This is a genomic window from Paenibacillus sonchi, assembly GCF_016772475.1.
In the GTDB taxonomy this organism is placed as follows: Bacteria; Bacillota; Bacilli; order Paenibacillales; family Paenibacillaceae; genus Paenibacillus_AQ; species Paenibacillus_AQ sonchi.
Window position 1 is genome coordinate 6,184,810 of the sequence record NZ_CP068595.1, and the last position, 18,850, is coordinate 6,203,659.

Below are 18,850 nucleotides of genomic sequence, written 5' to 3' on the forward strand. Positions count from 1 at the left end.
CAAATAAAAAAGGGATTGGACTGTCCGGCCTATAACAGCGAATTAGTCAGATATGCAGGTCATAACATACGAATCTCACATACAATAATTTTATAAAAAAAGGATAGGCGGTGTGCATTTTGGCCAAAATATCAGTTCTTATGCCAGTTTATAATATGGCCGCATATATTGAAGAAGCGATTTGCAGTATTCTAACCCAGACCTATTCGGATTTCGAATTGCTTATTATTGATGACGGATCAACGGACGGAACTTTGGATATTATCCGAAAATTTGATGATACCCGGATTAAAGTGATTGCCCATTCAGTGAACCATGGGCTGATTGCAAGCCTAAATCAAGGCATTGATTGTTGTACAGGCGAGTATATTGCCCGGATGGATGGCGACGATATCGCTTTGCCCCACCGGTTCCAGCGTCAAGTGGAATTCATGGACACCCATCCGGATTACGGCGTTTGCGGTTCTCAGGTTTATTTGTTGGGCAAAGACAGTGTTAGCACCAAACCTATAACTCATGAAGAGATCCTATGCTGGCAGCTGTTTCACTGTACAATTATGCATCCAACCATCATGATCCGAAGATCCGTACTTGTGAACCATGGGATCAGGTATCTGGATTATCCCCATGCAGAAGATTATGAACTATGGAACCGGTTAGGAGCAGTAACGAAGTTAATGAATCTCCCCGAGGTTTTGCTCATGTACAGAGTACATCCGGGCCAGATCTCAAATACTCAGCAGCAGGTACAATTAGTACAATCCGAACGCATCCGCAGAGATCAACTGCGCCTGCTTGGTATTGAACCCACCGCCGAGGAGTATCAGACCCATTTGGATTTTTGCCATTTCAGAATACGGGTACATGAACCCGCTCACTATTATCAATGCTTAGCCTGGGCTCACAAGCTCCTGGAGGGCAACCTGCGCACACAAAAATATCACCATGAAACCTTAAATTCGGTATTATCGCAATGTTTCAGTTTTTCTAGCTACTAGGGTTCTGATCTATCAAAAAAAGGTTGGGCAGATCAACGAGATCTCCCCAACCTTCTTTATGTTTAACCGGAGTACGTGTTCCTTCATAATGTCAGGCTTCCGCCATGATAGCAGTAATACGATTTAGCCTGAAGATTCTGCAGGACATTTAAGGACTGATCTGCACGCTCACGGTCCAGACAAAAATCCGGATTGGCTATAATTAATTCATCCCCGTCCCTAACCGCTGCATCGCCCGTAATGACACTGCTTAATTCAGGAAAATACAAAGAAATATGGCCTGACGTATGCCCCGGTGTGGCAATGACCTTACATTGCTGATTTAAAATCCACTCCCCGTCATGGACGGTCTGATCTACGGAAACATGCTGTAGACTTTTTAGCCGCTGCACGAACCAGTGTCCAAAACCTTGTTGTTCCTCCGGCATATGCTCCAGCATTGCTTCAGCTTGGACTAATCTCTCCGGTTTCACTTTGCCGCTGATACATTCCGCTTCCACTCCGCTTGCCATAATCGTAACTGAAGGGTATTTTGCTTTGAAATCGTACAATGAACCGATATGGTCATCATCATAGTGTGTGATCAGGATATTTTTTAAGTTCATTATGTCATAGCCATGGGCAACAATCTCCTTTTCAATGAAAGGAAGAAACCCCGGATATCCGGTATCCACCAGGGTTAATTCATTCTCTGAAACAATCAGGCTTGGATATATATAATTGGGTTGACCATTATACTCAAATTCAACCGGAAGTTCGATTATTTTCATTGTTACTCTATCCTCCATAGATGATTAATAAGGCAGCTAATTTAACCTCCGCATCCTCCATTTACAATGCAACCGCCTTTGCCTCCGCATCGGCCAGCAGCATCTGAATCAGCGACTGCAGCGGCAGCGACTTCCACTTCTTCGGGTGGATCAGCAGCTGCAGATCAAAGTGGATTTCGGGATGTACAAAAGCCAGCTCCGCCAGGGTGCCCCGCTCAATCTCTTCTTCGGCTACAATTCTTGGAAGCAGGGCAATCCCGAGTCCATTGCGCACGCAACGCTTGATCGCCTCCAGGTTGGACAGCTCAAAGCCGATGCGGAAATTGATCCCGTGCTCCCGCAGCAGATTCTCAAACAGGCTGCGGTAAATACAGCTCTCCTCGGAGACGATCAGCTCACATTGGTTCAGGTCCTGCAGCGTCACACCGTCCAGCTTGGCTAACGGATGGCCCTTGGGTGCCACCAGTACGAGCGGCTCGTCCCTGATAACCATGCGTTCCAGCTGCGAATCTGTGGTGCTGCGGTCGAGCATCAGACCGATATCGACTTCGCCATCCCTGATTTTGGTCACCAGGTTCGCCTCCTGCTCGGTTTGCAGATGAATATTCAGCCCTGGGAACGTCGTCCTCAGCTGCTGCAGAAAAGGCGGCAGGTAAAAGGCGGCAAGTGAATCTATCGTTCCGATAGTCAAAGTTCCCCCGATCTGCTGGGCAATGGTTTCTTTGGAGCGGTCATACAGGTCCAATATTTCCACGAACAGCTTCAGCAGCTCTTCACCAGGCGGAGTCAAGCGCAGTGCGCGTCCATGCCTTTCTATCAGCGGAACCCCGTATTCCTTCTCAATCTTCTGAATCTGCATGGTCACACTGGACTGCGCATAGCCCAGCTCTTCAGCCGCACGGGTAAAGCTCTGCCGCTTCGCAACCTCGCGGAAGGTCCGCATATATGTTAAATCCATAATCTCACCCTAACATCAATATTATTGATAACCTACATCATTTATTATAGCTAACACCGATGAAATATTCCATGCTACAGTAAGATAAAAGGATTTTAACATTTTGGAGGACGATATTCATGTTAACAGAAGAACAGATTTATGGAATCTATGTTCCCGTGGTAACCCCGTTCAATGCTGCTGGCGAGATCGATCTGGAATCGTACCAGCGTTATGTGAACAACATCATCAAGAACAATATTCATGGTCTGGTCGTCAATGGAACCACTGGAGAATCGCCGACAGTCAACATACAGGAATTACAGACCCTCGTGAACACCTCACGGGAATTATTGAAATCCAGCAGCATTCCGCTGGTTATCGGCACAGGCACAAATGATACTGCTTCCACGGTTGCCCGCACCGAGCTGGCTGCGAATTCAGGCGCTGACGCTGTGCTGGTAGTCGTGCCTTATTACAGCCGTCCTTCCCAGCAAGGCATTATTGAACATTTCCGCAAAGCGGCCGAGGTGGGCATTCCGGTCATTGCCTATGATATCCCCGGCCGCACCGGGGTCGGCATGTCCGTCAATACCGCACGCACCATCCTCGAAATGAACAATGTCGTGGGCTTAAAGGACTGCTCCGGCTCGCCGCTGCTCGTCACTGAGCTGTCCCGCCTGGGCTCGAAGCCGGTGCTGTGCGGCGATGATCTCCATTTCTTCGATATGCTGGGCTGCGGGGCCGCCGGCGGCATGCTGGCCTCGGCCAATGTGCATACCGCCAAATTCCTCGGCATCTATGAACAGTTCAGAGCCGGACAGCTCGAAGAAGCCAGAGCGGCATTCGACCGGCTCATCCCGCTGATGAAGCTGCTCTTCAAGGAGTCGAATCCGGCCCCGATCAAATGGCTGCTCAGCGCCTATGGGGAAATCGCCTCCGATACACTCCGCCTGCCGATGACCTCCATCAGCTCCGGGCTGCGTGAGGAATTGGGAGCTTATCTGGCCGGATCAAACCATCTGGCAGCCATTTGATATTGTGCTGACAACAACAACCGCCAGGTTACAGTCTGAGACTGTAGTCTGGCGGTTGTTGTTGTATCGGCCGCTTTTCCTTTAAACATCCGCAGCCGCCCGCTACCCAGCTATCTGCTATACCCTGCCGCCCGCTGCAGGCAGACCGCCGTGGCGAAATACAGCCTCCCCCGGCGAAATCAGAGGTACTTTTACCTCTCACTCCCCTTTGCTGCCTACTCCCGGCAAATGTTTTCCTGCAAAAAGCAAAGAAACAGCCTCCCACCCAGGGAAGCTGTTATCTATAAATCTGTGTGCCGCAGTTTACTGCGGTCTGCCAGCTTTGGCAGCAGGTTTGCCGCCTTGGGTGCCGGCAGGTCTGCTATTCTGCCCGGCGCTTGTCCGCTCACCCGGTCTCCCGCCAGCGCTGCCGGGGCGGCTGCCTGCACCAGCTCCAGATCGCGCTCCACTGGCGGGAGCACTTCCAGGGCTTGTCCCGGCTGCTGCATGCTGGGCCCGCTCCCCGTTCGGTCTGCTTCCCGAACGGTTCCTGCTGCCGCCGCCAGAGCTGTTGCCCGGGCGGTTGCCCTGGGTGAACCACTCGGACTTCGGCTTGCGGGCCGGATTGGACTTCGCCTTTGCCGCCGGTTTCGCCGGTGTCTTGACCGGACGGTCTCTCAGCAGCGCCTGGGTACTCTCGGACATTGGATAGGCGTGGTCCTTCACTTCGGGAATCGTCTTGCCGATCAGCTTCTGGATATCCTTCAGGTACGGGATCTCTTCTGCTTCGCATAAGGAAATGGCAACTCCGCTCATCCCGGCACGGCCGGTGCGGCCGATCCGGTGAACATAGGTCTCCGGAATATTCGGCAGGTTGAAATTAATAACATGCGACAGCTCATCAATATCAATCCCGCGCGCAGCAATGTCCGTAGCAACGAGTACACGGGTGGCTCCGCTTTTAAAGTTGCGCAGCGCATTTTGCCGGTCATTCTGGGACTTGTTGCCATGAATGGCTTGAGCCGTAATATTATTCCGGGTCAAATCGCGGGTCACCCGGTCAGCCCCCCGCTTGGTACGGGTAAAAACCAATGCCGACACAATGGATTTGTCCTGCAATAGACGGTTCAATTGCTTTTGCTTATTGCCGTTCTCCAGCAGATAGACCGATTGTTCAATACGGTCCACAGTAGAGGAAACCGGGGTAATCTCGATTTTCACCGGATTCACCAGCAGCGTTTTGATCAAATTCGAAATTTCTGTCGGCATCGTAGCCGAGAAGAACAAGGTTTGTTTTTTGTTTGGCATTTTGGCGATGATCCGCTTTACATCATGAATGAAACCCATGTCTAACATACGGTCCGCTTCGTCCAGCACCAGAATCTGCACATATTGCAAATCCGCATGCTTTTGGGTAATCAGGTCGATGAGACGGCCTGGTGTGGCGATCAGGATGTCTGCACCCTGGCTTAATGCCCGTTCTTGAGCTTTTTGTGACACACCGCCGACTATAGCTGTTGAGCGGATATTGGTGAATTTGCTGTAGGCCTGAATATTTTCCGAGATTTGCAGGGCAAGCTCTCTTGTGGGGGTAAGAATAAGCGAACGGATGCCGCGTTTGCCGCCCGTTACGGAAGGCTGCTGGCTTAACAGCTGAATAATCGGCAGAGAAAATGCTGCTGTTTTACCTGTTCCGGTCTGTGCGCAGCCAAGGACATCCCGGCCAGCCAGAGCCGCTGGAATGGATTCCTCCTGAATGGGGGTGGGGGATGTATAATTTTCTTGGTTTAACGCCTTAAGGATTGCCGGGATTAAATTCAAATCATTAAAAGTCATGTTGTCTCCTTAATGTGAAATACATATATTTTCAGATCATGTGCGGGCATATTCAGCTTATTCCTGTGTCTCCACATAGCGCAGTTGTAAATCATAACACATAATGATACCACAGATTCGTATATTAGATAGTACTTTTAATCCGGTTTTGGTTTTGTCCAAAAGATTTCCAGAAAAAAAGCAGCCCCCTTATCAACGAACGGAAGGGACTGCTTTTAAAAACCGCTCTAACTCAGTTCATGTGCCTAAACAAGCGGCGCTTGGATCAATGTTGCAAAATTAAATTGATGCTGATGGCCATCATTTACAGTAGTGTGACCAGTAACAAAATGCACATGCTTGCCCCGTAGCACCTGCGAACCGGTGGTTATGCCGGTCTGCGCCTTCTTCGGCCAATTTAGTACTGCCTTCAAATTCATGTACATGCCGCTGCGCCTGTTTCGACGGTGCACCTTTCAACCTTCTGAGATTTTTCTTCTGCATCCGTCACTTGCCTCCTTACAATAGTGGACTCCACAACATCATATTGAGGCAAAAATAGGTATGTGCTAGGCAACTGTCAGAGATCCGAATGTTATTTTTCCGGTTTCGCGGGACTTTTGCATGGAAGCTGGGTCAGGTACTTTGCTGCTGATATGCAAAAAAGCGGAGGACCGCTCCCCGCTCTCTTCCTTCTTATAAAAAATTAAGACTAATCCACAATTTCAGCAGTATCGCCGTTGTTGGCACCTGCAGCGTTGGCTTCGTCGGTGTCGATATGCATGTCGAGCTTAAAGTTGTCGGATACACGTGCAATCACGTTCTCAAGTACCAGGCCACGTTCACCGCCAAGGCGTACCTTCAGCATTTGCTTGTCGGCGATGCCCCAGGCTTCAGCTTCGGAGGTATGGAAGTGGATGTGGCGTGCTGCGACAATAACGCCTGTTTCCAGCTCAACTTCGCCGGCAGGCCCTTTGATCGTAATGCCTGGTGTGCCTTCAATGTGGCCGGATTCGCGGACAGGGGCTTTCACGCCGAGGCTGAATGCGTCTGTGCGGGATACTTCCAGCTGCGACGCCGGACGGACAGGTCCAAGGATTCTGACCTTGTCGAATTTTCCTTTGGTGCCGATTACGGCTACTTGCTCATTTGCTGCAAATTGTCCCGGTTGGGACAGCGGTTTGAACTCTGTCAATTGATATCCTGGGCCAAACAATGCTTCTACGTGCTCCTGCGTAAGGTGAATATGCCGGGCCGACACACCTACGGGTACAGTCTTGCTCATTGTAATGTCACTCCTTGTATTTTCTCTAGTATCTGTACAAGCCACTGAACATTATACATCTATTTCTCTGAAAATAAAAAGCCCCTCTTCACATAGAGGGAGCTTTTTTCGACATTTTACGATATCGGAACAGGATTGTCAAAAAATCGCCACTTGCGGGACCGGTATTCACAGCTGCGGTTGGATTGTCTTGGATGGCAGATTTGTGGCGAGAAAAGACAGGGCATTCCCGTGAAGCCAGCCCTTCACCGCATCTTCAGGATAACGGGCCAGCAGCAGCTCGGCGAAATCTGCATATTTTCCCGGATGCTCCAGGCCCTCCACCCAGCAATCAATGCCGTCAAAATCCGATCCGAACATGATCTGCCCGGAGCCGCCGAGCGAACAAATATGCTCAATATGCCGCAGGACATCCTCAGCCTTCGCCTCCCCGCCATTCTGGACAAACCACGGGACAAAAGTCACCCCGATCCGCCCGTCCATCGCGATCAATGCCTGAATCTGCTCATCGCTCAGATTGCGCGGATGTCCGCACACAGCAGCAGCATTGGAATGCGAAGCAATAAAGGGACGCACACTCCGCTCCGCAAGCTCCCAGAACCCGGCAGGCGCCAGATGCGACACATCCAGCAGCATTCCGCTCTCATTACACCAGTCAATGAGTTTCCGCCCCTGCTCCGTAAAACCGCCGTTCCGCTGCTCCAGCACACCGTCCGCTGCCCAGTTGGCATAATTCCAGGTTACGCCCATGAACCGCACACCCAGTTCAAAACACAACTGGGCATAGAACAGATTGCCCTCCAGACCGTCCACACCTTCCAGGGAGAGCATTCCCCGGCCTGTGGGTGTATTAATCTGCTCTGCTGCCTCCTCCTTCCAGCACAGCCACTGCAGGCCTCCTGAACCGGCTACTTGATTGCGGAACGACTCAATCTGCCCCAGAATGCGCTCAAAGGTCGCTTTTTCCCGCCGGGTAGACAGATAGACGGCAAAAACCTGCAGTTCGACACCCCCGCCAGCAAACGGTCCAGGGTCACATCCAGCCGGCTGTCTTTCCTGAAATCTATATCCGGTGAAGCCTGCAGCTTGCTAAGCACATCACAGTGAAAATCCGCCACTCTTCGTTGCCTGTTCCTCACCACAGAATAAACCTCGCTTTCGTTTGGGCTTATGGCCTACTACAAAGCTTATGCTCCTACAACGTATCTCTCAACTTGTCATCTGTAATTTCTAAATGTACAGCAAAAAACCTGCTTACCGGAGTAAACAGGTTCACTCAAAAAGTTTTGCGGGGATAACTTCAATGATTGGACTCCACACAAAACTTGCTTCGAAAATCTACTTATGGCTATCTATTATCTAGGTTCTACAATCAGTTTAATCGCGGTCCGATCCTCTCCATCAATCACTATGTCTGTAAAAGCGGGAATGCAGATCAAATCGACGCCGCTGGGTGCGACAAATCCCCGGGCAATGGCAACTGCTTTGACGGCTTGGTTCAGTGCTCCGGCTCCAATGGCTTGCAGCTCGGCCGATCCACGTTCACGAAGAACACCTGCTAACGCGCCGGCGACGGAATTAGGATTGGATTTAGCTGATACTTTTAATACATCCATAGTAAGTACCTCCCCTGGGAAAATGATGGTGTTCTTCCACTACTGTAGATGTTATTCGCGTTAGAAGAATTAATTCCTTCTTTTTGCGGACCATTCCGGAGAAATTAGGACAAAAGATACTCTTTCTCGATATAATAAATATCACACTTTACCCAAAACCAGCGATTATTCTCGAAAAACCTATTTACTTGGAACACAACCTAGCTCATTATCCATTCGCCTTCACGCATCCGGATCTTCTCAACACGTGTCGCCTTACCTGTAGCTTCATCAAGTTCTGCGAACAAGCCATGGAGCTGCCACTTGCCTTCATCCACTACAAATCTTGCCGGAAGCTGGGTAGTAAATTTATACAGTACCGCATCCTTTTCCATACCCAGAATCCCTTCTCTTGAACCAACCATCCCGGCATCGGTCAAATATGCAGTTCCTCCCGGCAGGATAACTTCGTCGTTGCTCTGTACATGGGTGTGTGTGCCGACCACAATCGAAGCCAGTCCATCCATGTAATAACCCATGGCGATCTTTTCGGAAGTAGCTTCGGCATGAAAATCAACAAGAATGCATTTGTGCTTCTGCCGGAGCTCTTGGGCAATCTCTTCACCAATGCGGAACGGATCATCAATAGCCGGCAAAAACGTACGTCCCTGCAGATTGACAAGCGCGAGCTGTTTACCGTTCGCTTTGATCACTGTGTAGCCCCGGCCTGGCGTGCCTGGTGGAAAATTAGCGGGACGGATGAGCCGCGGCTCATCGTCGATAAATTCAAAAATATCCTTGTTGTCCCAAGTGTGATTCCCCATCGTAATCCCATGCACACCCCAATTGAAAAATTCATTGGCAATGGCTGAGGTAATCCCTCTGCCGGCAGCGGCGTTCTCTCCATTAACGATAATGATATGCGGCTGATATTTATCCTTCAGGGTAGGCAGCATTTCACGCAGCGCTTTTCTGCCGGTATTCCCGCAAATGTCTCCGATAAACAGAACTTTAATGATGTTCTCCTCCTGAAAGAAAAAAGGCCCCGCAGAGGGGCCGATTTCCTTGTTATTTAGCGTATTCTACTGCCCGTGTCTCGCGGATTACGGTAACCTTGATATGACCCGGATAATCCAGTTCACTCTCGATCATCTTCGTAATGTCGCGGGCCAGACGGAAAGCTTCGGCATCGTCGATCTTCTCAGGCTGCACCATCACGCGAACCTCGCGGCCCGCTTGAATAGCATAGGATTTCTCCACGCCTTCGAAGGATTCCGAGATCTCTTCCAGCTTTTCCAGACGCTTGATATACGTTTCCAGGGTCTCGCGGCGGGCGCCAGGGCGTGCGGCCGACAAAGCATCGGCTGCTCCAACCAGCATGGCGATAACCGAGGTAGCCTCGCAGTCTCCATGATGGGACGCGATACTGTTGATAACCACCGGATGTTCCTTGTATTTCTTCGCCAGTTCGACACCGATTTCCACGTGCGAACCTTCCACTTCGTGATCCAGCGCTTTGCCGATATCATGCAGCAGTCCGGCGCGTTTTGCAAGCACGATGTCTTCCCCAAGCTCACCGGCCATCAGTCCAGTCAAATAAGCAACCTCCATGGAGTGCTTGAGTACGTTTTGACCATAGCTTGTACGGAATTTCAGACGGCCCAGGATCTTGATCAGATCCGGATGCAATCCGTGAACGCCTACCTCGAAGGTAGCCTGTTCACCGTATTCACGAATCCGTTCATCTACTTCCTTACGGGACTTCTCTACCATTTCCTCGATTCGGGCCGGATGGATACGTCCATCCGCTACCAGCTTCTCAAGTGCCGTACGGGCCACTTCGCGGCGAATCGGATCAAAGCCTGACAGAATAACCGCTTCCGGCGTATCATCAATGATGAGATCAATACCAGTAAGAGTTTCCAGTGCACGAATGTTGCGGCCTTCGCGGCCGATAATCCGGCCCTTCATCTCTTCATTAGGCAGCGTTACGACCGACACAGTGGTTTCCGCCACATGATCAGCAGCGCAGCGCTGGATCGCCAAGGTAATGATTTCACGGGCTTTCTTGTCCGCTTCTTCCTTAGCCTGCTGCTCAATTTCCTTGATCATCTGTGCGGTTTCGTGGCGGACTTCCTGCTCAACATTGCTCAGAATGATACTTCTGGCATCATCGATGCTCAAATTGGAGATGCGTTCCAGTTCAGTGACTTGATTCTTGTAAATAACATCAATTTGCTGCTGTGTTTCGTCAATTCGTTTCTCTTTGTTAGCTACTTGTTCTTCTTTTCGTTCGAGCGATTCCATTTTTTTATCCAGCGATTCTTCCTTTTGCAGCAAACGTCTCTCTTGCCGTTGGATTTCATTCCGACGCTCACGAGTTTCTTTCTCAGCTTCGGTGCGGATTCTATGGACTTCGTCCTTAGCTTCAAGTACCGTTTCTTTCTTCAGCGCTTCTGCCTCTTTCTTCGCGTTCTCCACGATGACTACGGCTTCCTTCTCAGCACTGGAAATCTTAGCTTCTGCAAGGGATTTACGAATAAAATAACCGAATCCAAAGAATAATGCAGCTACAACGAGAACGATTATGACCCAGATTGCAGGATGCATTCTGTTCACCTCCTCGTTGGTTCCTCCAAGAACAAGCCTTGGGAATTTGTGCAGTTGTTAAACTAATCCGTTCATCACCATACAAAAAACCGGTAATACACCGATTGCCATACTGCACATGCTGCACATGCACACTGCCCGCCTTATCCGGCGATTACATTTCATATGAGTTGTACGCGAACCGCTCCATAAGAGTCTGCTTTTTGGGAAGGAAAAAGGATTCTTATGTAGGCCGATTCATGTTATATTTTATTATTTATAAAAAGACATTGTCAAGAGAGTCGATAACTGCATTAAAGTCAAGACAATCAGTCAGGGAAGTAAATCTCCTCTTCTTCGCCTTCAAAATCTTCTTCCCCGCGTAAAATGTTCAGCACCTGACGCACCATATCCCCGGAAAATCCCCGCCGCATGAGAAATGCGCCGGTCTTTCTGCGCTTGTCGTTCACATCGCCGCGGATCAGATTCCATTTCTTCCGCCCCGTCTGCAAGGCGCTCTCCAGCTCCTGCTCGGGAGTAATATTCTCCAGCGCCTCCGAAATCAGCGACTTGTCGATGCCCTTCTCGCGCAGCTCCTGACGGATCCACAGCTTGCCTTTGCGCTGGCTCGTAATACGCTGCTCTGCCCATTGCTTGGCATACAAGGGATCATCCAACAGACGTTCCTGCTGCAGTCGCAGCAGAACTTCGGCAATAATAGTCTCTCCTATTTCCTTCTCCCGTAAACGGCGGGCCATCTCCTGAGACGTCCGGGGCTTGCGCTCCAGATACCGCAGTCCCTCCACATAAGCCCGCTGGCGTTCATCCGCTACAACGATCTCTTCCAGATCAGCCTTCATAAAAGAGCTGCCCGTAATCATCCGGTATTTAATCATGACATCTTCATGAACGGTCATCTGATAGGCGCCAAAATGAATAATATAGCGGTGGTCAGACTTTTTCTGCCGTTCCACCCGTGTAATCACCAGCAGCTCATCCGCAGGAAAATCAGCCAGCACCTGCTCGTCCTGCTCTTCGGGTTCGGGATTTAATTGTATTACCATGGTTGGCTGTCACCTCATTGCTAATGTAAGTCTGGTTCATTTTACGAAAAAGCGCCCTGTCAGATCATTCACAGGGCGCTCGATATCTTACCTAGTATTAATTACAGAAGATTGAATATCAAGTTATTCGATTTCAAGCAGCAAATTCTCTTCTTCCTCTTGCTCCGCTGCTATCTCAGATTCGGTTGGCGCAGCCACAATCGTTGACAGATTGCTTGCTTCACGAATCTTATTCTCAATCAACAGGGCAATATCCTGATGTTCCTTCAGGAACTGCTTGGAATTCTCACGGCCTTGTCCAAGACGCTCACCTTCATAAGAGTACCAGGCACCGCTCTTGTTGACGATGTCCATTTCAGTGCCGATGTCCACGAGGCTTCCCTCCTTGGAGATCCCTTCACCATACATAATATCAACATCAGCCTGCTTGAAAGGAGGAGCTACCTTGTTCTTTACAACCTTGATCTTAGTGCGGTTGCCCACCACATCGTTGCCCATCTTAATGCTCTCAACGCGGCGCACATCCAGACGTACGGAAGAGTAGAATTTCAATGCCCGGCCGCCGGGAGTTGTTTCCGGATTACCGAACATTACACCAATCTTCTCACGAAGCTGGTTAATGAAGATCGCAATAGTATTCGACTTGTTGATTGCCCCGGACAGCTTCCGCAAAGCCTGAGACATCAGGCGGGCCTGCAAGCCTACATGGGAATCGCCCATATCGCCTTCGATTTCGGCCTTCGGAACCAATGCTGCCACAGAGTCTACTACGATAATGTCAACCGCACCGCTGCGGACAAGTGCTTCAGCGATTTCCAGCGCCTGCTCGCCCGTGTCTGGCTGGGACAGCAGCAGCTCATCGATGTTAACTCCAAGTGCATTAGCGTATTTAGGATCAAGCGCATGCTCGGCATCGATAAATGCAGCTTGTCCGCCGACCTTTTGCACTTCTGCAATCGCATGCAAGGCAACTGTTGTCTTACCGGAAGATTCCGGTCCATATACTTCAATAATACGTCCTTTGGGAAGTCCGCCAATACCTAGTGCAATATCAAGTGCCAAAGATCCGCTAGGTACCACTTCCACCTTCATGTGGTTGGATTCTCCCAATTTCATAACCGAACCTTTACCGAATTGTTTTTCTATTTGACGAAGCGCCATATCAAGCGCTGCACGACGATCTGACAATCAGACCACTTCCTTCACTGTTTATAGTACTATAATAACGTGTTTTGGAGGTCTTGCCAAGCTTTTTTTCGAACATACATTCGTTTTTTTTATCCTGCGGGGGAATACTCCCTTTTATTGTAAGCCTCCTTCCGGATCTGGGGCTGCCCCAGAATATCGATCACCGGACATCGGACAGTGCCTTCTTTCAAAGGACGGGCTGCAGGTTCATGCCTCTCAATATAACAAAAAACCGCAGCAAGGATATCTCAGTGCCACGGTTCTTCCGTATACTTGAATTATATACTGGGTACTAAGGTTATTGCAAGGCTGACCCTTCAAGCGGTGTATCCACCCTGCGCTCCTCCAGCCTGCGCCAGAGACGGTACAGAAGCGACTTGACGGTCCGCAGACGGATGTTCTCCCGCGTACCCTTAAGGTTCAGCTCATAGACCTGCGTAGGCCGGCCCCGTTCCGCCAGTCCGACGAACACAAGCCCAACCGGCTTGCGTTCAGAATATCCCGGACCGGCTACACCGGTAACCGATAATCCGAAGTCACTGTCTGCAATCATTCTGACCTGATCCGCCAGCACTTCGGCTACTTCCCGGCTTACCGCACCCGGCGCATCCGGTCCCTCCAGAAGGGCTGCCGGCACATTCAGCAGCTTCTTCTTCATTTCATTGGAATAGCATACGATTCCTCCGAGAAACATCGAGGCGCTGCCCGGAATATTCGTAATGCTCTCCATCAGCAGGCCGCCGGTGCAGCTCTCCGCCGCACTCAAAGTCAATCCGGCATCCGCCATCCAATCGACGATCAGCTGTTCCAGCGGCACATCAATATTGGCGTACATATGCTCCGGGAGGATCTCCTGAATGGTTGTCTCCAGCACCTCCAGCTTTTGCATGGCCTCCCGTTCAGAAGGGGCTTTGGTGGATATGCGAACCGTTACCTCGCCCTCCTTGGCATAAGGAGCTATGGTCGGATCACTCTGATTCCTGATCAGATCAATCAGCTTATCCTCCAGGAGCGACTCTCCAATGCCGGCGAACTTAAGCATCTTCGAATAAATCGGCATTTCGCCGGTCAATGCATGCTGCTGCAGCCAAGGCTTGGCCTGGCCGGTGAACATAGGCTTCATCTCACGCGGTGGACCGGGAAGAACAATATAATACTTGCCTCCGTCAGCAAACGCAAGGCCCACAGCAAGCCCCGTTTCATTCGGAAGCGGTGTGGCTCCATCAATGATAAGCGCCTGCTTGCGGTTATTTTCGGTCATGACTATTTTGCGTTCATCAAAAAAACGCTGTACATGATCCATGGCAAGCTGATCTATATGCAGGCCGCGGCCCAGGGAAGCCGCAAGCGCATCTTTGGTAAGATCATCTTCCGTGGGACCTATCCCGCCGGTGAATAGAATGACATCCGCACGGCTGCGGGCAATTTCGATGGCCTGCTGAAGGCGGCTGCTGTTATCCCCAACGACGGTCTGAAAGAACACATCAATTCCAAGCGCCGCCAGCTCCAGGGATAGAAACTGGGCATTGCTGTTTACGATCTGTCCGAGTAAAAGTTCTGTACCAACGGCAATAATTTCCGCTTTCATAGATGGCTTTCTCCTCCTGGATGTAGAGTAATACAAGTAATGGCGGCTTAGCGGCTAAGCGTTATGAAGCTCCAGCAAATCTTTATTTTTTACGAAATAGTCAATGCCGGAATAGATAGTAACAAGCGCTGCAGCCCAGATGGCAATATCATCTACAGGAATGCTGACGAATTGAAACGGGAAGTTATTCAGCAGCAGCAGTGAAATTGCAACAATCTGAATAACAGTCTTTATCTTGCCCCACTTGCTGGCAGCAACCACTTTACCTTCGAGCAGCGCTACCTGGCGCAGTCCGGTTACCGCGAACTCGCGGCTGATAATAACGATTGCGATCCATGAGTCGCATCTGCCCAGCTCCACCAGGGAAATCAGCACAGCCGAGACCAGCAGCTTGTCCGCAAGTGGGTCGAGCAGCTTGCCCAGATTGGTGACCATGTTGTATTTCCGGGCGATATAACCGTCTATGCCATCGGTGCTGGCCGCAAGCAAAAAGATCACCGCTGCGATCAGATGATTAAAGGAAAGCTGGAACGAGCCCCAATGAATCGGTTCCGGATAAAAGCTGAAATTCATCAGCAAAAAAAACATCATAATCGGGATAAGACAAATACGTGCCAGCGTAATGCGGTTAGGCAAATTCACAGAAGTTCCTCCCTTGATCCATACGAATCCGTAATTCCACTATTTTCTAAAAAAACTGCTTACGCAAGTATATTATAGCCCTATGTAGGTGTCAAAAAAACACAAAGCACCCCGCAGGCGAGAAATCAGCAGGCAGTGCGGGGTACAAAAATCTTACTTTAAGTTATTAAACTGCAGATCCAGCGGCAAATCGGCTTTGCGCAGAATCTGGATAATCTGCTGCAGATCATCACGGCTTTTGCCGGTTACGCGGATTTGGTCCCCCTGGATTTGGCTCTTCACCTTCAGCTTCGAATCACGGATCAGAATGTTGATTTTTTTGGCATTTTCATGATCAATTCCCTGTTTAAGACCCAGACGCTGGCGCACAGTGCCCAGAGAAGCCGGCTCAACCTTGCCGAAATCCAGATTCTTGAGTGTAATGCCCCGCTTGACCATCTTCGACTGTAAAATATCGATGACGGCATTCAGCTTGTATTCGTCCTCTGAGGCGATGATAAGCGCATCCTTCTCCAGCTTCAGACTGCTCTTGCTGTTCTTGAAGTCAAAGCGGTTATCAATCTCCTTCTCCGTCTGGTGTACGGCATTGGTCAACTCCTGCATGTCCATTTTGGACACGATATCAAATGAACTTTCCGAACTCAATACATCCACTTCCTTTGTCAGCAAATATTCTTTTCCTATTATATGAGAAAGGAACTCTTAAGTCTAATTTGACAGGTAAAGCCCGGCATACAAAACAGCCCCACCAAAGTGGAGCCGTTCTGTGTAAAGGCAGACAACCCGTTCCCCCGGGTCCAATGAGCCGGGAGACGCTGCATGTCGCTACTGTCTGCTGCGCGAGGGGGCCCGGAACATATCCAAAATCCCGAGCAGAATATGTGCCAGTCCAAAGCCCAAAATGCCATAACCCCAGGCACTCGGTGTCAGATAGTATCCGAGGAGACTGACGATAATACCAAGCCCTGTTACGATCCAGCTAGCGGTCATGAGAGAATACACCTCACTTTGGCGTAAGAACTGTAAATCAATCATAGGTTCTCCTAAAAGCCAAAGTCTATACATTCAGCTTATATAGATGATTATTCAGTAGTTGTATTGTCCTGATTGGCTGCATTGTCCTGGCTTCCCTCAGTACCGCTGTCCTGTGCTCCGGATGTGTCTCCGGAAGCCGGGTCGTTATCCAGCTCAAGAAGAAGCCGGGATGAGGTCTTGCCGTCCGTGATTACTTGTCCATTGACGGTAATTTCCGTAGCAGGGGAGTACCCGGACTTGATATACATCCCTTCACTGTCGAGCGTGAAGCTCAGGTTGTCGCCGGCAGCAGTATTGCCGAAGCTCAGCTTCTCTCCCTTGGAATTCTCGCCTTTGTAGACTTCAAGCCAGCTCACTCCACTCGCAGCGATCTGCACCTGAACGGCGCTTCCTGCAGGTGCTGACACCTTGTACACCGTCGTTTTTCCCGATTTGCGGTCCTGTGTGACCGTAACCTCCTGGGAGGATGGGGATGGAGATGGAGATGGTGATGGTGAAGCCGATGGAGCTGTTGTCGCCTCAGGAGCCGCTGTGCCCGTACCTGTGCCTGCCGTAGCGGAAGGAGCCGCAACGCCACCTCCCACGGCAGTCGGCGAAGGCTGAACCTTCGACGGGTCCTGTGTAGCCGTGGTCAGATTGCCGGGTTCGGCTTTGTCTGGCTCCGGTTTGTTCATATTGGAAGAAGCGTACATGTAAATCACCACGATAATAAGCACAGGAAAGGTCCACATCAGAACTGTTGGCAGCCATTTCGCATTCCGTTCCGTTTCTGGTCTGCGGCTGCGCTTCTGTATCACCGTTTCCATCGGTGTCTCTACCGGAGCGGCAGGCACGTTGCCGTGCTCTTCCATCAGCTCGTCGGGATTTACATCCACGGCCTCCGCATAGGTTTTGATAAATGCCCGGACATAAAAGCTTCCCGGCAACACCTTATAATCCCCCGCTTCGATGGCTTCTAGATATTTTTTGCGGATTTTCGTTACTTCCTGGACATCATCAAGGCTCATCCCTTTTTGCAGACGCGCCTCCTTCAAATGCCGGCCCAGTTCCGACATACCATCACCTCCTAAGTGTGTAGTTCTGCTATCAGCAGCTATTTATAGATCATCACTGTAGCTCGTCGTGAACGAGTCGTACAATATCTCTTCGCTTGGTATATTGCGCAGCTCGATAATAATATCGAAATCATCATAGGTGTATTCGGATTCCCGCACAAAAATATCCGGGTGCTCAATCACCTTCGTGCTTGGCATGCTCATCACATGCTTCAGCAGATTATAGTGCTTCTCGTTGGAGCGGATCGTGCTGACAATCCCGTCAATAATGAATACATTGTGCGGATTCATTTCATCTTCGGCGAGCTGGCTGCGTACCGTCTGGCGCAATAGCGTCGAAGAGACAAAGGTCCAGCGCTTCATGGCACAGACACTGCCGGCGATAATCGACTCCGTCTTGCCGACACGCGGCATGCCCCGAAGACCAATAACCTGATTTCCTTCCCTTTTAAACAGCTCACCGAGAAAATCAACCAGCAGACCCAGTTCATCCCTGGTGAACCGGAACGTCTTGCGGTCATCCGAGTCGCGGTCAATATAGCGCCCATGCCGTACGGCCAGCTTGTCAACAAGCCGCGGGGAACGCAGGGCGGTCACCGTTATATTATCAACTTTTTTGAGCATTTCGCCCATCAGCATAATCTTTTCATCGTCACTTGTTTCCAGCAGCATTCCGCGGGTCTTGCCTTCTACTCCGTTAATGGTCAGGATATTGACCTCCAGCATTCCGAGCATTGAAGCGATATCACCAAGCAGACCAGGTCTGTTCTTATGTATCTTATACTCCATGTACCATTGTTTATATTCCACTTGCTACACCTCATAGATTCCTTTTCCCGTAACTTTGCGGCATACACCAAAAAAAGCCGGCTTCGGCAAAGTGTTCTGAACACGGGTCATGTTAATGATATATAAAATAAATTTGAAAGGCAAGGACACTATTGTAATAATTGCAGAAAAGCTCCCGCGAGGGGAGCTTGTTCCGCGAGCTATGCGTTTTTCTTCGCCAGCTTCACCATGAGGGAAGCAATAGTCTGCTTCTCATCATCCGTGCCGACATCCCACAGCTCTTTGATCGCCCGGTTGGAGTAGTTGCCCGGATCGACTTTTTTATCGAGAAACTCCCCGATTTCAAAAGCCAGCTTGGAAATGGTTTCCTCGCTCATCCCCATTTTTTCAGCCTGAATGACCCGCTCGCCCAGAAAGCTTTTCCAGGTATCAAAGTTCTTCACTACGGAGTCTGTTGACATCTTAAATCCTCCTCAAAATGTTG

19 protein-coding genes and 1 pseudogene are annotated in these 18,850 nt (G+C 50.1%); 2 read left to right on the forward strand and 18 right to left on the reverse strand.

Annotated elements, in window-relative coordinates; genetic code table 11:
* Window positions 1-119 precede the first annotated feature (119 nt).
* Entirely contained in the window at window positions 120-998 is an 879-nt protein-coding gene (locus tag JI735_RS27675; RefSeq protein WP_039834604.1) for a glycosyltransferase family 2 protein, read from the forward strand.
* 83 nt (window positions 999-1,081) lie between these two features.
* Here JI735_RS27675 and JI735_RS27680 read toward each other — a convergent pair whose 3' ends face one another.
* Both JI735_RS27680 and JI735_RS27685 read right to left on the reverse strand, forming a co-directional pair.
* Entirely contained in the window at window positions 1,082-1,768 is a 687-nt protein-coding gene (locus tag JI735_RS27680; RefSeq protein WP_039834603.1) for an MBL fold metallo-hydrolase, read from the reverse strand.
* Window positions 1,769-1,829: 61 nt separating this feature from the next.
* Window positions 1,830-2,726: a LysR family transcriptional regulator gene (locus tag JI735_RS27685; RefSeq protein WP_202676634.1), complete on the reverse strand. Its 897-nt coding sequence runs from the start codon at window positions 2,724-2,726 to the stop codon at window positions 1,830-1,832.
* A gap of 119 nt (window positions 2,727-2,845) precedes the next feature.
* Between JI735_RS27685 and dapA the strand changes: the two genes are divergently transcribed.
* On the forward strand, window positions 2,846-3,742 hold the full coding sequence (gene dapA, locus JI735_RS27690) for a 4-hydroxy-tetrahydrodipicolinate synthase (protein ID WP_039834601.1): 897 nt from the start codon (window positions 2,846-2,848) through the stop codon (window positions 3,740-3,742).
* 303 nt (window positions 3,743-4,045) lie between these two features.
* On the opposite strand, the gene JI735_RS27695 is transcribed toward dapA, so the two are convergent.
* From JI735_RS27695 to JI735_RS27770, 16 genes and pseudogenes are all read right to left on the reverse strand, one after another.
* The gene (locus JI735_RS27695; RefSeq protein WP_202676635.1) at window positions 4,046-5,557 is read right to left on the reverse strand and encodes a DEAD/DEAH box helicase; all 1,512 of its coding nucleotides are present in this window, start codon (window positions 5,555-5,557) and stop codon (window positions 4,046-4,048) included.
* Window positions 5,558-5,857: 300 nt separating this feature from the next.
* Window positions 5,858-6,040 carry a YmaF family protein gene (locus tag JI735_RS27700; RefSeq protein ID WP_411829991.1) on the reverse strand — a complete coding sequence of 61 codons (183 nt, stop codon included), beginning with the start codon at window positions 6,038-6,040 and terminating at the stop codon, window positions 5,858-5,860.
* A 208-nt stretch (window positions 6,041-6,248) separates the two neighbouring features.
* The gene (pduL, locus tag JI735_RS27705) at window positions 6,249-6,821 is read right to left on the reverse strand and encodes a phosphate propanoyltransferase (RefSeq protein ID WP_039834598.1); all 573 of its coding nucleotides are present in this window, start codon (window positions 6,819-6,821) and stop codon (window positions 6,249-6,251) included.
* Between the two features lie 168 nt (window positions 6,822-6,989).
* Window positions 6,990-7,960: pseudogene (locus JI735_RS27710) on the reverse strand (dipeptidase).
* A gap of 216 nt (window positions 7,961-8,176) precedes the next feature.
* Window positions 8,177-8,437, reverse strand: a complete 261-nt coding sequence (locus JI735_RS27715) for a stage V sporulation protein S (protein ID WP_019910496.1) — start codon at window positions 8,435-8,437, stop codon at window positions 8,177-8,179.
* 200 nt (window positions 8,438-8,637) lie between these two features.
* Complete coding sequence (locus tag JI735_RS27720) at window positions 8,638-9,432, reverse strand: TIGR00282 family metallophosphoesterase (protein ID WP_039834596.1); 795 nt, start codon at window positions 9,430-9,432, stop codon at window positions 8,638-8,640.
* A gap of 52 nt (window positions 9,433-9,484) precedes the next feature.
* Window positions 9,485-11,026 (reverse strand): ribonuclease Y, encoded by a 1,542-nt coding sequence (gene rny, locus JI735_RS27725; RefSeq protein WP_020428001.1) that lies wholly within the window; start codon window positions 11,024-11,026, stop codon window positions 9,485-9,487.
* A 308-nt stretch (window positions 11,027-11,334) separates the two neighbouring features.
* Window positions 11,335-12,069 carry a regulatory protein RecX gene (locus JI735_RS27730; protein ID WP_039834595.1) on the reverse strand — a complete coding sequence of 245 codons (735 nt, stop codon included), beginning with the start codon at window positions 12,067-12,069 and terminating at the stop codon, window positions 11,335-11,337.
* A 123-nt stretch (window positions 12,070-12,192) separates the two neighbouring features.
* Window positions 12,193-13,257, reverse strand: a complete 1,065-nt coding sequence (gene recA, locus JI735_RS27735) for a recombinase RecA (RefSeq protein ID WP_039834594.1) — start codon at window positions 13,255-13,257, stop codon at window positions 12,193-12,195.
* Between the two features lie 298 nt (window positions 13,258-13,555).
* A complete protein-coding gene (locus JI735_RS27740; protein WP_039834593.1) occupies window positions 13,556-14,845 on the reverse strand; it encodes a competence/damage-inducible protein A in 1,290 nt (429 codons plus the stop codon).
* Window positions 14,846-14,899: 54 nt separating this feature from the next.
* Window positions 14,900-15,487, reverse strand: a complete 588-nt coding sequence (gene pgsA, locus JI735_RS27745; RefSeq protein WP_020428005.1) for a CDP-diacylglycerol--glycerol-3-phosphate 3-phosphatidyltransferase — start codon at window positions 15,485-15,487, stop codon at window positions 14,900-14,902.
* Window positions 15,488-15,640: 153 nt separating this feature from the next.
* The gene (locus JI735_RS27750) at window positions 15,641-16,132 is read right to left on the reverse strand and encodes a YajQ family cyclic di-GMP-binding protein (RefSeq protein ID WP_039787733.1); all 492 of its coding nucleotides are present in this window, start codon (window positions 16,130-16,132) and stop codon (window positions 15,641-15,643) included.
* A 180-nt stretch (window positions 16,133-16,312) separates the two neighbouring features.
* Complete coding sequence (locus JI735_RS27755; protein WP_167330793.1) at window positions 16,313-16,477, reverse strand: hypothetical protein; 165 nt, start codon at window positions 16,475-16,477, stop codon at window positions 16,313-16,315.
* Between the two features lie 92 nt (window positions 16,478-16,569).
* Window positions 16,570-17,577 (reverse strand): RodZ domain-containing protein, encoded by a 1,008-nt coding sequence (locus tag JI735_RS27760; RefSeq protein ID WP_202676636.1) that lies wholly within the window; start codon window positions 17,575-17,577, stop codon window positions 16,570-16,572.
* 42 nt (window positions 17,578-17,619) lie between these two features.
* Window positions 17,620-18,387 carry a DUF3388 domain-containing protein gene (locus JI735_RS27765; protein ID WP_039834590.1) on the reverse strand — a complete coding sequence of 256 codons (768 nt, stop codon included), beginning with the start codon at window positions 18,385-18,387 and terminating at the stop codon, window positions 17,620-17,622.
* Between the two features lie 179 nt (window positions 18,388-18,566).
* The gene (locus JI735_RS27770) at window positions 18,567-18,827 is read right to left on the reverse strand and encodes a DUF3243 domain-containing protein (protein WP_020428011.1); all 261 of its coding nucleotides are present in this window, start codon (window positions 18,825-18,827) and stop codon (window positions 18,567-18,569) included.
* Between the last annotated feature and the right edge of the window lie 23 nt (window positions 18,828-18,850).